At 62.2% G+C, this 13109-nt stretch carries 12 protein-coding genes and 1 pseudogene; 4 read left to right on the top strand and 9 right to left on the bottom strand.

The genetic code is table 11. The features are described from left to right. Positions 1–7 precede the first annotated feature (7 nt). Positions 8–1417 (bottom strand): circularly permuted type 2 ATP-grasp protein, encoded by a 1410-nt coding sequence (locus tag LZ585_RS01150; RefSeq protein WP_234854629.1) that lies wholly within the window; start codon positions 1415–1417, stop codon positions 8–10. Positions 1418–1692: 275 nt separating this feature from the next. On the opposite strand from LZ585_RS01150, the gene LZ585_RS01155 reads away from it, so the two are divergent. Then, positions 1693–2016: an STAS domain-containing protein gene (locus tag LZ585_RS01155; RefSeq protein WP_234854630.1), complete on the top strand. Its 324-nt coding sequence runs from the start codon at positions 1693–1695 to the stop codon at positions 2014–2016. 30 nt (positions 2017–2046) lie between these two features. After that, positions 2047–2553, top strand: a complete 507-nt coding sequence (locus tag LZ585_RS01160) for an ATP-binding protein (protein WP_234854632.1) — start codon at positions 2047–2049, stop codon at positions 2551–2553. Positions 2554–2594: 41 nt separating this feature from the next. On the opposite strand, the gene tnpA is transcribed toward LZ585_RS01160, so the two are convergent. Beyond that, the gene (gene tnpA / locus LZ585_RS01165) at positions 2595–3008 is read right to left on the bottom strand and encodes an IS200/IS605 family transposase (RefSeq protein ID WP_234854634.1); all 414 of its coding nucleotides are present in this window, start codon (positions 3006–3008) and stop codon (positions 2595–2597) included. Positions 3009–3081: 73 nt separating this feature from the next. Between tnpA and LZ585_RS01170 the strand changes: the two genes are divergently transcribed. Continuing rightward, positions 3082–4500 carry an RNA-guided endonuclease InsQ/TnpB family protein gene (locus LZ585_RS01170; RefSeq protein WP_234854636.1) on the top strand — a complete coding sequence of 473 codons (1419 nt, stop codon included), beginning with the start codon at positions 3082–3084 and terminating at the stop codon, positions 4498–4500. On the opposite strand, the gene hspQ is transcribed toward LZ585_RS01170, so the two are convergent. From hspQ to LZ585_RS01195, 5 genes are all read right to left on the bottom strand, one after another. After that, positions 4473–4805, bottom strand: a complete 333-nt coding sequence (hspQ, locus tag LZ585_RS01175) for a heat shock protein HspQ (RefSeq protein ID WP_234854638.1) — start codon at positions 4803–4805, stop codon at positions 4473–4475. The two genes, LZ585_RS01170 and hspQ, sit on opposite strands and share 28 nt — an antisense overlap. Before the next feature lie 121 nt (positions 4806–4926). Continuing rightward, entirely contained in the window at positions 4927–5391 is a 465-nt protein-coding gene (locus LZ585_RS01180; RefSeq protein WP_234854639.1) for a CreA family protein, read from the bottom strand. Continuing rightward, a complete protein-coding gene (locus LZ585_RS01185; protein WP_234854641.1) occupies positions 5382–6119 on the bottom strand; it encodes a metallophosphoesterase in 738 nt (245 codons plus the stop codon). Before LZ585_RS01185 ends, LZ585_RS01180 begins: the two co-directional genes overlap by 10 nt. A gap of 55 nt (positions 6120–6174) precedes the next feature. Further along, a complete protein-coding gene (gene serA, locus LZ585_RS01190; protein ID WP_234854643.1) occupies positions 6175–7764 on the bottom strand; it encodes a phosphoglycerate dehydrogenase in 1590 nt (529 codons plus the stop codon). Positions 7765–7867: 103 nt separating this feature from the next. After that, positions 7868–9016, bottom strand: coding sequence for a phosphoserine transaminase (locus tag LZ585_RS01195; RefSeq protein WP_234854645.1), 1149 nt, complete (start codon positions 9014–9016; stop codon positions 7868–7870). Positions 9017–9123: 107 nt separating this feature from the next. Here LZ585_RS01195 and LZ585_RS14915 point away from each other — a divergent pair. After that, positions 9124–9369: pseudogene (locus LZ585_RS14915) on the top strand (transposase); the annotation flags it as partial. Between the two features lie 1162 nt (positions 9370–10531). Here LZ585_RS14915 and LZ585_RS01205 read toward each other — a convergent pair. Both LZ585_RS01205 and LZ585_RS01210 read right to left on the bottom strand, forming a co-directional pair. After that, positions 10532–11854 carry a hypothetical protein gene (locus tag LZ585_RS01205; RefSeq protein ID WP_234854646.1) on the bottom strand — a complete coding sequence of 441 codons (1323 nt, stop codon included), beginning with the start codon at positions 11852–11854 and terminating at the stop codon, positions 10532–10534. A 790-nt stretch (positions 11855–12644) separates the two neighbouring features. After that, complete coding sequence (locus LZ585_RS01210; protein WP_234854648.1) at positions 12645–13103, bottom strand: metallophosphoesterase family protein; 459 nt, start codon at positions 13101–13103, stop codon at positions 12645–12647. Positions 13104–13109 lie beyond the last annotated feature (6 nt).

Below are 13109 nucleotides of genomic sequence, written 5' to 3' on the forward strand. Positions count from 1 at the left end.
CGTCCCCTTATTCCGACAAGACCCAGGTGTCCTTGACGCCCCCGCCCTGCGACGAGTTGACGACAAGGCTTCCCTCGCGCAGCGCCACGCGCGTCAGGCCGCCCGGCACCAGCTCGATCCGGTCGCCGCACAGGCAATAGGGGCGCAGGTCCACGTGGCGCGGGGCCAGCCCTTCGGCGACAAAGGTGGGGCAGGTGGACAAGGCCAAGGTCGGCTGGGCGATATAGTTGCCAGGATCGGCCTTTATCTTGGCACGGAAAGTCTCGATCTCCTCCTTGGTGGACCGGGGACCGACCAGCATTCCGTAACCGCCCGATCCATGGACCTCTTTCACGACAAGGTCGGGCAGGTGTTCCATGACGTATTTGTAGTCGTCGTCCTTCCACAGGGTCCAGGTCTGGACGTTCTGCAACAACGGCTCCTCTCCTAGATAGAAGCGGACCATTTCCGGCACAAAGGTATAGATCGCCTTGTCGTCGGCCACGCCCGCGCCCGGTGCCGAACAGATCGACACCCCGCCCGAGCGATAGACATCCATCAGCCCCGGAATGCCCAGCATCGAATCGGGGCGGAAGCACAGCGGATCCAGGAAGGGATCGTCGATCCGGCGATAGATCACATCGACGCGCCTTGGCCCCTGCGTGGTGCGCATATAGACGAATTCGCCGTCCACGAACAAATCCGCGCCTTCGACCAGTTCGACGCCCATCAGGTTGGCCAGGAAGCTGTGTTCGTAATAGGCGCTGTTGAAATGGCCTGGCGTCAGGACCACGCAGGTCGGACGGTCGTGGCATTTAGCGGGCGCCACCGATTCCAGCGTGCGGCGCAACAGGTCGGGATACTGGTCCACGGGTTCGATCCGGTTGCCGCGGAACAGGCCAGGGAACATCCGCATCATGATCTCGCGGTTTTCCAGCATATAGCTGACACCGGACGGGGTGCGGCAGTTGTCCTCGAGGACATAGAACTCGTCCTTGGCGGTGCGCACCAGGTCGATGCCGATGACATGGGAATAAACGCCGCGCGGGGGCACCACGCCCACCACGGCCTTTTCATAGGCGTCGTTCTGGTAAACCAGCCGGGCGGGAATGCGGCCCGCGCGCACGATCTCGGCCCGGCCATAGACATCGCGCAGAAATGCGTTCAGCGCCCGCGCGCGCTGCTTGATGCCGCGTTCAAGGCGGCGCCATTCGGCCTGTTCGAAAACGCGCGGCATCATGTCAAAGGGGATCAGCCGGTCGGGGTCGCCCCCCTCGCCATAGACGGCGAAGGTGATGCCGATGCGGCGGAACAGGGCCTCGGCCTCGGCCTGCTTCATCTGCCGGAAATCCGCCGGCATTGTTTCGACCCATTGGCTCAGCCGCGCATAGGGTTCGCGAACCTGCGATCCCTCGAACATCTCGTTGTAATAGGTCATGTCTTCACCCGCTGACACCGGACCCTTCGCGGGTCTTCTTCCCCCGATGATCGGAGACGGCCTTGCCCAAGTCCACACAGGAATGGTGGTTCCTGCATGAAAGTTCCGCAAGACAGTGTCGTCGGCGGGGAAAGCTTTGCCGGAATGTCAGGCGTTTGCCAAAGATTCGGGCGCTGCAGGTGCGGTGGGGAATCCGATCCTCCGGCCTGGGCGTCGCTTACCGGATGGTAACCTTTCGGAGGTAAGGCTGATCCCTGGAAGCGCAGGGGAACAAGATGCAGCTGATCGTCACCGAAACCGAAACCCAACTGACCGTCACCGTGGACGAAACACGCATCGACGCCGCCATCGCCACAAGGTTCAAGGACCGGCTGCGAGAGATCGTGTTGCGGGGCCGCAAGCCCGTCCGCCTGGATATGCGCCGTGTCGATTTCATGGACAGTTCCGGCCTTGGCGCCATGATCGCGGTCCGCAAGGCCTTGCCGGAATCGTTGCCGCTGGTGCTGGAAGGACTGACGCCCAACGTGGAACGCGTGTTCCGCCTGACCCGGATGGACAGCGTGTTCGACATCAGGCCCGCCGCCGCCCCGCAGGAATAGTGACAACGATCCCAGACAGGAGTTTGTGTAATGAGTTCCACCGAACGGCAGAATGCCGGTCACACCCTGCGCCCCCTAACCCGGACGCAGCCGATGTTCCATCGCGTGCTGCAGGCCGAACCCCATGACGTGCGCCGGACGCTGAAGGATCTGCGCACGCGCTTTGCGTCACAGGTCAGCGCCGATGCCATGGGCCGGCTGGAACTGGTCCTGGCCGAGGTGATGAACAACGTCGTCGAACACGCCGACCTTGCCCCACAGCCCCTGCCGGGGTCGATGTCGCGCTCGATGCATCTGTGCGTGGTGATGCACGACAATGGCCTGTCCTGCGCAATCACAGATAACGGCGGCCACCTGCCGGCCGACTGCCTGCTTCCCCGCAGCCTTCCCGCCCTTGATCCGCTGGACCTGCCGGAAGGCGGCTTTGGCTGGTGCCTGATCCAGGGGCTGACGCAATCGCTGTGTTATTACCGCGAAGGCCAGCGGAATTGCTTGGCCTTCATGGTGCCTTATACCTCGCGGGTGGAAAATCCCTGAGCTTCAGCTGGGAGATGTGTGGCTGCGCGGCGACTTCAGGGCTACAAGCCTTGGCAATGTTCAATATAGTGCCTGACCGTCTGTGCGGACATGTCTCCGGTTGTTCCGACATAGTAGCTCTGCGCCCACAGGGCGCGCTCGCCGCAGGTGCTTGCGATGTCCGGATGCTGCTTGCGCACGGCGCGACTGCTCGCTCCCTTCAGGACCCGCACCGCATCGGCGGGCGAGACAGAAGGTTTGGCTGACACGAAGGCGTGGACATGATCCATATCCGTCTCGAGTGCGAGCAGTGCCATATCCGCAGTCTCGCAGGCCGAGGCGATGGCCGCCTTAACGGTTGCCTCGACTTCGGGCGTGAGGATCCTGCGCCGATACTTCGGGATCCAGACGAAGTGGTATCCGATCCGATACCGCGCCCAGCGGGTAGCTGCATCAGGAACGGTGCCTTGGATCATATCTGCCTAAAGTTACTTGATAATTTCTATCTTCGCACTTGCATCATGAACCGTCAGGTGGGAAAATGCAAGCATGAGCCAGTCGGTCTGCATCATCCCCCTCCGTTTGCAAGACCCGCGTTATGCGGCGCTGCGCCAGAGGTTGTTCGATGGGCAGCGCGAGGCGGCAAGGCTCTGGAACGATTGCGTGGCCTGGCATTACGAGCAGCGTGCGGCTGGCGGGCGCTGGCCCGGCAAGGCCGAGATTCATGCCTTCAGCAAGGGGCGTTATGCGCTCCACTCCCAGGTCGTGCAGCGAACGGCATATCGGCTTTTGGCCAATATCGACGCGACAATGGAGCGGCGCCGCAGGGAGCCGTCAGCGCGCCGGTGGCTGAAGCTGCCCTGGCGCGAGAAGCTCTTTCAGCCGCTGTCCTGGCCGGCCCAGGCCGTCCGATATGATGCCGAGGCGCAGCGGATGATCCTGCCGATGGGGCGGGGACGTCCGTCGATTGTGCTGAACGGGCTTAGGCTTGATCCTGGCCATGTCGGCGCGGTGTCAATCGTCTGGGGCCATCCCGGCTACGAGCTGCATGTTTCGGCGCCCGACGAGCGAGCGCCTGAGGCGCCATGGAATGGCCGGGCGGCGATCGACCTCGGCATCATCCATCATTCGACCATTGCCGATGACGCGGGACATGCGCTCGTGGTCAGCGGTCGCGGCATCCGGGCGATCAAGCGGCACCGCGGCAAGAAGCTGCGGCAGCTGGCGCGGCGGCAGTCGCGATGCGAAAAGCACTCGCGGCGCTGGAAGAAGATCCAGGCCCGCAAGGACAAGCTGCGGGCCCGCGTGAAGCGGCAGGACCGCGATCTGCGTCACAAGGCCACGCGGTTGATCATCGACTGGTGCATCCGTCGCGGCATCGGTGAGATCTATATCGGCAATCCCTGCGGGATTCAGGGAGGAAGCGGGCGCAAGCAGAACCGCAGGACCTCCCAGTGGGAGATGGGGGCGGATATCCGCTACCTGTCCGAGAAAGCGAAGAAGGCCGGCATTCGGAGCTCCGATGGGGACGAGCGTGGAGCGTCTTCCCATTGTCCCGAATGCCGGCGCCGTCGCAAGGTAAGGGGGCGTGATTGGCGCTGCCCTGATTGCGGCTTCACAGGCCACAGGGATGTGGTCGGAGCGGTCAACATGCACCGCTTGGCCTTCGGCACCAAAGTCACCTTTCCGCGTCGTTCCGATGTGACGTATCTGCGCCCGGGTTCGCTGCGCAAGCCGCGGCCCGCAAGCAGTATTCGCCTAGACACGGGCCTTTCCGGCGAGGTCTTCCTGATCCGGTCTGAAGCTTTCTCCAAACCTTCCCTATCGGCACCGCCAGGTCGAAAGACCTCGCGGGAGCGTAAGCTCCATGCCGCGTCAGCGGTTAGGCACTGGAAAAGAAACCCACCCAGTTCACTGGGCGGGGAGTGTCATCACCAATCTCAGTTCAGCGGACCCATCAGCGGATAACGCCCGTCCTCGAAGTCACCGAACATCTCCTCGACCTCGGGGTGATCCAGCGGCTCTCCCGAATGATCGGGCACCAGGTTCTGTTCCGAGACATAGGCGACATAATAGGTCGCCTCGGTTTCGGCATACAGGTGATAGAAGGGCTGATCCTTGGCTGGACGCACGTCCTCGGGGATCGAATCATACCATTCCTGGGTATTGGCGAATTCAGGATCGACATCGAAGATCACCCCGCGAAAAGGCCTGTTGCGGTGGCGAACCACCTGGCCCAGGCCGTATTTGGCGATGCGATGCTGTCCGTACATAGATCTTCCATAAGGCTTCAGGGCCGGTCTGACTGGCGTTTTAATCCGATACGCCGATTCTGTCCATCGGATCGCCAGCATTTGCACGATTTCCTGGGGCAAGCGCGCCACAGGACCAAGCCTACCGGGCGGGATTGCCCGTCATGTCCCCGGCCAGCAGCGGCACGGTGGACATCGACATCTTGGCCGAGCCTTCGTTCAACTCGCTCGCATGGGCCAGATAGACCAGCACCCGGTTTTCCGCATCATAGATGCGCTTGACCCGCAAGGACTTGAACAACAACGACCGCCCTTCGCTGAACACGTCCTCGGGCCTGCCCGGGCGCAGGGCGCTGACATCGACCGGACCGGTGCGGGCGCATTGGATGGCGCTGTTCGAGGGATCCTCGAACCAGTTGCCCTGGCTGAGGCGGTCCAGGACCGAACGCTCGAAATAGGCCAGGTGGCAGGTCACGCCGCCCACATCGGGATCGGCGATCGCCTCGATCACGATGTCGTTCCCAACCCAGTCGACGCCGACCTGAGCGATTTCCCTGGCCTGGGCCAGAGCCGGCATCATCAGCAGGGCGGCGGCGATCATTCGCATGGCAGATCCTTTGGTTCCAGGGGGATGCGGCCCGCATCGGTCAGCAGATGCACCGCGTCCTTTTCGATCACCACCGCGCAAAGCGGCCGGCCGTAAGCCGCGCCGCCATCCACGTTCAGGCGGTTGCCGTAATGGGTGGCGGTCTGGATCGCGGTATGGCCATGAACCACCAGCGGCCCGTGGTCCTGCGGGCTGTTCAGGAAACCCTGCCGGATCCAGACCAGATCCTCCTCGGCCTGGTCTTGCAGGTCGACTCCGGGCCGGATGCCCGCATGGACGACCAAGGCCAATGGATGCAGAAAATACAGCGGCAGCGACGCCAGATAGGCGATATGACCCGCAGGCACCGCACGCCTGGCCTGGTCCAGCATCCGGTCCGGGGACACCGCTGTGTCCACTCCATAGGATTGCAGCGTTTCCGGCGCCCCCAGACCTGAATGCAGGGTCCAGTGCAGCCTGGAACTCAGCCCCGGATCGACCCAATCGGGCTGCAGCAGATATTGCGGCAGAAAGCGGTCGTGGTTGCCGCGCGTGACAATCCAGGGACGTCCCCGGTCCCGGCCCGTCATCAGGTAGTCAACGACACCGCGCGAATCCGGTCCCCGGTCGATCAGGTCGCCCACATGGGCGATCAGCGCATCGGACCCGCCATCGCGGAAGATGCGGTCATGCGCGGCCTTGAGCTGGTCCAGATGCCCATGGACATCGCCAATGACGTAAAGCCGCATCACCGCCCCGCTGCAAGAAAGCCGCGCCCCTGACTAAGGGGACGCGGCGGGATCGTCAAACCTCGAACTGCAGGCGGCGGGCTTGCAGGAACTTGCCGGTGTTCTGCAAACCGGCCAGGGCCTCGTCGCTGATGGGTTCGTCCAGATACAGGATCGCGATGGCGTCATTGCCCTCGGCCGACCGGCCCAGGGTAAAGTTCGCGATGTTCACGCCCAGATCGCCCAAGGTCATGCCAAGCGCGCCGATCACGCCCGGCACGTCCTTGTTGCGGGTATAAAGCATATGCCGCCCGACCTCGGCATCGATGGTAATGCCGCGGATCTGGATAAAGCGCGGCTTGCCATCGCTGAAGACCGTGCCCCCGATGGACCTTTCGCGCGTGTCGGTGACGACCGTCAGCTTGATATAGCCTTCGAAGACGCCCGCCTTGTCCTGGGTGGTGGTGGCCACCTGCACGCCGCGTTCCTTGGCCATCACCGGGGCCGAGACCATGTTCACGTCCGGGTTCGTGGCCTTCATCACGCCCGCGATGACCGAGGCGTTCAGCGCGTTCAGGTTCATCGTGGACGCAACGCCGTCATACAGCACGTTGATCGCCTTGATCGGCTCGTCCGTCATCTGGCCCACAAAGGCGCCCAGATGGCCCGCCAGCTTGATCCACGGCCCCATCACCGCAGCTTCCTCGGCCGTGACCGAGGGCATGTTCAGCGCGTTCTGCACCGCGCCGGTCAGCAGGTAATCCGACATCTGTTCGGCCACTTGCAGAGCCACGTTTTCCTGCGCTTCGGTGGTGGAGGCGCCCAGATGCGGGGTGACGACCACGTTGGGCAGGTTGAACAGCGGGCTTTCGGTTGCCGGTTCCACAGCAAACACATCGAAGGCGGCCCCTGCGACGCGACCGTCCTTCAGCGCCTCGGCCAAGGCTTCCTCATCGACCAGGCCGCCACGGGCGCAGTTGATGACGCGGACGCCGGGCTTCAGCTTTGCAATGGCCTCGCGCGACAGGATGTTCTTCGTCTTTTCGGTCAGCGGCACATGGAAGGTGATGAAATCCGCACGGCCCAGCAGATCGTCCAGTTCGACCTTGGTCACGCCGATCTCCTTGGCGCGCTCGGGCGACAGGAAGGGGTCATAGGCCAGCACCTTCATGTGCAGCCCCAGGGCGCGATCAATGACGATCGACCCGATATTGCCCGCGCCGATCACGCCCAGGGTCTTGTTGAACAGCTCGACCCCCATGAAGCGGTTCTTTTCCCACTTCCCGGCATGGGTGCTGGCCGATGCCTCGGGCAACTGCCGGGCCACGGCGAACATCATGGCAATGGCGTGTTCTGCGGTGGTCACGCTGTTGCCGAAAGGCGTGTTCATCACGATCACGCCCTTTTTCGACGCGGCCGGAATGTCCACATTGTCGACCCCGATCCCGGCCCGGCCGATCACCTTGAGGTTGGGCGCAGTTTGCAACAGCTTTTCGGTGACCTTTGTCGCGGACCGGATCGCCAGCCCGTCATATTGCCCGATCACTTCGGCCAGCTTTTCCTTGTCCTTGCCCAGGTCGGGCAGGTAATCGACCTCGACGCCGCGGTCACGAAAGATCTGAACGGCGGATTCCGACAGCTTGTCGGACACAAGAACCTTCGGCATGTCATTTATCCTTGCAGGGGCGCCCGGGCAAAGCCGCGCCGACGCCATGTTTCTTCTTCAGAAAAATATCCCGGGGGTCCGGGGGCAGCGCCCCCGGCTCAGCCTAGGCTTGCGCAGCCAACTCGGCGCGATAAGCCCATTCGATCCAAGGCATCAGTGCCGCGACATCGGATGCCTCGACCGTCGATCCGCACCAGATCCGCAAGCCCGCCGGTGCGTCGCGATAGGCGCCCGCATCCAGGGCGACGCCTTCCTTTTCCAGCCGCTTGGCCACGGCCTTTGCGAAAGCCGCGCCGTCCCTGATGGACGGATCGGTAAAGCGCAGGCAGACGCTGGTGTTGGACGCCGTTGCCGGATCGGCGGCCAGATCGGCGATCCAGTCCTTGTCCGCGATAAAGTCGCGCACGGCGGCAGCATTGGCATCGGCCCGGGCGATCAGTGCCTTAACGCCGCCCAGCGACTGCGCCCATTTCAGCGCGACCAGGTAATCCTCGACCGCCAGCATGGACGGCGTGTTGATCGTCTCGCCCTTGAAGATGCCCTCGATCAGCTTGCCGCCCTTGGTCAGGCGGAAGATCTTGGGCAGCGGCCAGGCAGGGGTGTAAGTTTCCAGCCGTTCCACCGCGCGGGGCGACAGGATCAGCATCCCATGCGCGCCCTCGCCGCCCAAAACCTTCTGCCAGCTGAAGGTCACGACATCCAGCTTGTCGAAGGGCAGGTCCATGGCGAAGGCGGCGCTTGTCGCGTCGCAGATGGTCAGGCCGGCGCGGTCCGCCGGGATCGCATCGCCATTCGGGACGCGCACGCCGCTGGTGGTGCCGTTCCAGGTGAAGATGACATCCTTGTCGAAATCGACCTGCGCGAAGTCAACGATCCTGCCATAATCGGCCTTGCGGACCGTCGCATCCAGCTTCAGCTGCTTGACAGCATCGGTGACCCAGCCTTCGCCAAAGCTTTCCCAGGCCAGCATCTCGACGGGGCGGGCGCCCAGCAGGGACCACATCGCCATCTCGACCGCGCCGGTGTCGGAGCCGGGGACGATGCCGATGCGGTAATCGGCGGGAACGCCCAAGACCTCGCGCGTGAGGTCAATCGCCTCGGCCAACTTCGCCTTGCCAACGGCGGCACGATGCGAGCGGCCCAGGGGCGCGTCCAACAGAAGGTCCAAATTGTAATGAGGAATCTTGGCGCAAGGGCCAGAAGAAAAGCGCGGGTTTGCCGGGCGCGCCACCGGGGTCGTCAGATCTTTCATGACTAGCCTTCCAGCTAAAAGCCCTTCGTTGGGGAAGGGTGTCCCGCCGCCGGGAATACTTCCCCCCTGAAAATACTGCAATAGAAAAAGACGCTTCGCGCTCGACCGTGCAGGTTCTGACGTCAAGATGCAGAACGATACCAAAACCGTGGAGGATGATTCGCACAGGCTGTTCTTCGGGCGTTCCCGCCGAAAATTATGGCCTCAGTGCGCTGACGGGGCGACCTGGCCGCCTTCGCGTGTTCTCCGATGCAGAAATCCAGTTCTGCTTGATGGTAAAGGTGCTCTTTGGTCTACCTCTTCTGCAAATCACGGGCATGGTGTCCGGCATCCTAGAGATGGCAGGACTCGAGTAGCGAGAACCAAAATTTTTTACGCTGAACGCGCTCGGTAAACCGTCGAGCGGTTCACACTACGTAAGCATATACAATTATGGTTTTTCTTGTAGATTTTCTGGAGCTGGGAACAGGAACACGCAAACATAATCTACTGTTTCCGCGGCGCTGAGGAAGATCGAGCATCCTTCCTCCTTAATGTGGTCATTGACGGTGGATCTGTCTTGGTGGGCGTCTGCCTGCGGATCACCTATCGCTGCCGACATTGGAGGCGTATGTAGTCGATTTCCTGCGCATGGCGAACGAATAAGAGAGGCGGCTGATCTGCGATACCCATGGACGTGCTCTGGGGCGCATGGCACGGACCTGGTCGCCGCCGGAGGGCCTGAGCTTTCTGCGGGGAGGTTTGTGCCGTGGTGCGGTGGCGCAAGGCGGACAATAAGGAGGAGTTCCGCGCTCACCTGCGCAGGGATGTCTGGAAAATGGTGCTGCCGGAGCTCGTGTATGGCCAGCCGCCGCAAGTGAAGCAATAACGTCGTAATTGAGGTTGTCCCTGTCACCGGGAATGATGTGCTCAAGAACGTGCACCGTTCGGGCGCTTGTCGATGATGAGGATCTCGGTTCCAAATATAAGAACCGGCAGTCGCTCCTAGGAAACGTCATTTCCAGGAAAAGTCATCGAACTGTTGGACCGTTGGACCGTCTGGATGACCATTCGAGGCACCGCTGCAAATCTGCCATGGTTTGCCTGGAGAGGTGGGCCCCGTGCCGAGCGGATTGGTGACATGCTGGAATATCGAACCGCCATGCCGCCACCATTTCCAGGAAGGTTGGTGTATTCAGGGGTTGATCTGCCTCCAGGCAGGCAATCACCAACGGAAACGTCGCGGCTCAGATCGGGAACTCGTCCAGCGACTTTCCCGCCTCCAAGACCTCGGCAATCTAGCCCTGCTTTCGTCCCCAACCTGTCCGGGTCAAGGTGGATGTTCCAGATGGCGGTATTCAGGCCTCGGCCTGAGCCCGTCTCGCCGGCTGAGCCGCAATCATTCTCGCCACGGAAGAAAACCCACGGCCTTGGCCATCTCTGAGGCTTTGGCGATCGCCTTTTTCATTCGACGGCTTTCGACTCCGGCAATAGTGGCTGCAGATTTCCCATGGCTGTGCTTCAGTTATTCCAGCGTCATTTCGGTGTCATTGGTGTCCAGGATCGGCTCATCAGGCTCTTGAGCGTCGAGACAGCAACGATCGTCTTTTTGGAAGCCGTCTTGGCCGACCCGGATGATTGCGTAGGGAGGGACGGCGAAGGGAAATCGCGCCAAAAGCTTGACTGGAGCTCCGGCGGTTTACCCAATGGATCAATCCGCACCTCGCGTGCCCTGGCAGCGTCCGGCACCTGCTCCAGGATCAACTCCCCGCTGTGTGGCATCCTGCCCACCACGGGATAAAGGCTGTCGACGTTCCGTTGCCTGGCTGTCCAGACCGACGTGGACACCGGAGCCATGAATGGTGTTTTGGCACCCTCGTCGACCTCGCTGGGCTGACCCGTGCGGGTGATGCCGCGCATGGCCTGCGTCCCTTCCGCAGCGACGAGGCGCGGAGCTTCTGGCCAGTTGGTAGGCTCGTTCGTCAAAGCCTGGTGCCGGACCCGTTCCGCGGCGGCATAGAGTGTCACAAGCTCGCGGCGGGCGAGTGAGGGCTGGACAGCCCGTGCCGCCGCGGCTGCCAGGGGCAGCGTGTCCAGCCGTTCCCTCAGTTCCTCGGCGCTGCAGCCCTTGGCGCGGATGAAGTAGTTCGGGCTTGCCGAATAGCCCTTGGGCGTCACTTCGGCAGCGAGGACGGCCGCTTCAGGGCAGGACAGGATCACGCCAGCCCGGCTACCCACCCGGCGGATAACCAGATCGGCCTCAGCAAGGTCGGTCACGAACTCGAAGTCGGGATGGGCGTCGGGCGTGCGGGTGATGACGCGTGCCTCAGGCCGCCGCTCCCAGATCTGGAAGACGCAGTTGACCCGGTGCAGCCCTTCTGCGGTGTGGAAGGGTTCGTTTGGGAGATCGACCTGGCAGCGCAGATGAAACCGCGGGTCGATGCCGCGCTGCATGGAGGCCTTGGCGAAGGAGGCTGGCAGGATAAAGGCGATGACATCGGCAAAGGCCGCTGCGTGCTGGATGAAGCGCTTGGCCAGATGGCCGCCGCGCCCGAAAGGCGGATTGCCCAGCACGATGATGCGGCCGTCATGCTGTGGCGCGGCCAGGGCGAGGAAATCCTGCTCCTCGATGCCAGGCGCATCGGGGGCGATATCAAGGGCGATCAGCCGATCCGGGGGCAGAAGGCGCGAGAACGCTCCGGCGCCGGCGGCAGGCTCGATGAAGAGATCGTCCCCCCGAAACCGGCACTCGCGCCACACCGTGCCGACGCAGGCCCGGGCGGTGGCCTCCAGCGTGTAGAACTTGTCCAAGGCCGGCTGGCGAGAAGCCTTGCTGTCCATCATGTTAAAATCGCCCATCACCATCCTGCTATCTTGCGATTGCGCGGTCTTCGCGCTGTTGAAGAGGAAGGTAGCTCACGGTGGTAAAAACCGTTACACGCGCAACTTCGGGTCGAGCGCCAAACCTGTGGATAACGGGGCAGGGAAATGCGGTGCAGCAACGATCCCTTGCCTCGGCCGACCACGGCACAGGACGGTTATGGTGAGGGCAGATCTGCTGATCTTACGCGACCGCACCTGTTACGCTGTTACACCCCAATTACGCCTGTGTAACAGCTAAGCCGCTGATATATAACGACGTTACAGTATTACGCCAAAAAAAACGGCCCGAGTGTCTTCCTGTGCGGGCGTGCGTGCGTGGGCGCGTGGGTGCGCGCACGTATTAGTATATATATCTTCCAGAACATGTAACAATGAAACACTTGCCTTATTCTTCAATGAAATCAATATCTTGACCTGTTACAGTTTCTGTTACACCCTGTAACAGATGTAACACATTGATTTCAAAAGAAATCACTGTTACAGCGGCCCAGGAAATCGCGTTCTGGAGCAGTTGGGCAGGCTTTTTCGCCTTTTCGGAGTGTTATCTAGAAGATTTTTTGGCTTCCTGCGACCGTCCAGCTCTTCTCGAAGGCTGCCGGATGGGGCAGGCCGGCAGCCCAAGCTTGCCCCGGTGCGGTCAGGAGCCCTTGCCCCTGGAATGTCCTCGGCCTCAGGGGTCAGGTGGTCTCCCATCGGCGCCCTGGCTGAGACGAAAGGGACGGCCGCAGCTTACGGCATCTTCGTCATGGTCGCCGCGGGCATGATGTTACGGTCCTGTCCGGATCGCGCCGTCACTAATAAGTCCGCGCAGGAGGCGCTCGGCTTCCTGGCCCGGTTCGACGTCGTCCGGATAGCCAAGTGAGACATTGATCACCGGCACACCGTGGATGGTAGCATCCAGAAGCCGGTGAGTGTGCCCAAACAACCAGGCGTCGGGCCGATGCTGCTCGATCCAGCCGTCCAGATCGGACGCAAAAGCCGGCGAAAGACTGTTGATCGTCCCTGCCACCGACGCACTCGGGGGATGGTGCGTAACGATGATGCGCTGTCCCGCCCAGGGCTCGGCCATGGACCGGGTGAGCCAATCCAGGTGATCCTGGTGAACGGCCAGGGTGTCTTCGGGGCGGATCGGACCCTGGGCAAGATCGGCACTTTTGCGGATGCGGATGTAGTCGGGCATGACCATCCGGGCGCGGCGCATGGCCTCGTGCGTGTCGCCGGTCAACTGGAA

This window comes from Paracoccus everestensis, assembly GCF_021491915.1.
In the GTDB taxonomy this organism is placed as follows: domain Bacteria; phylum Pseudomonadota; class Alphaproteobacteria; order Rhodobacterales; family Rhodobacteraceae; genus Paracoccus; species Paracoccus everestensis.

Coding starts and splice junctions, on each gene's coding strand:
- LZ585_RS01150 (WP_234854629.1), bottom strand. CDS start 1,417: ATGACCTATTACAACGAGATGTTCGAGGGATCGCAGGTTCGCGAACCC.
- LZ585_RS01155 (WP_234854630.1), top strand. CDS start 1,693: ATGCAGCTGATCGTCACCGAAACCGAAACCCAACTGACCGTCACCGTG.
- LZ585_RS01160 (WP_234854632.1), top strand. CDS start 2,047: ATGAGTTCCACCGAACGGCAGAATGCCGGTCACACCCTGCGCCCCCTA.
- tnpA (WP_234854634.1), bottom strand. CDS start 3,008: ATGATCCAAGGCACCGTTCCTGATGCAGCTACCCGCTGGGCGCGGTAT.
- LZ585_RS01170 (WP_234854636.1), top strand. CDS start 3,082: ATGAGCCAGTCGGTCTGCATCATCCCCCTCCGTTTGCAAGACCCGCGT.
- hspQ (WP_234854638.1), bottom strand. CDS start 4,805: ATGTACGGACAGCATCGCATCGCCAAATACGGCCTGGGCCAGGTGGTT.
- LZ585_RS01180 (WP_234854639.1), bottom strand. CDS start 5,391: ATGCGAATGATCGCCGCCGCCCTGCTGATGATGCCGGCTCTGGCCCAG.
- LZ585_RS01185 (WP_234854641.1), bottom strand. CDS start 6,119: ATGCGGCTTTACGTCATTGGCGATGTCCATGGGCATCTGGACCAGCTC.
- serA (WP_234854643.1), bottom strand. CDS start 7,764: ATGCCGAAGGTTCTTGTGTCCGACAAGCTGTCGGAATCCGCCGTTCAG.
- LZ585_RS01195 (WP_234854645.1), bottom strand. CDS start 9,016: ATGAAAGATCTGACGACCCCGGTGGCGCGCCCGGCAAACCCGCGCTTT.
- LZ585_RS01205 (WP_234854646.1), bottom strand. CDS start 11,854: ATGGGCGATTTTAACATGATGGACAGCAAGGCTTCTCGCCAGCCGGCC.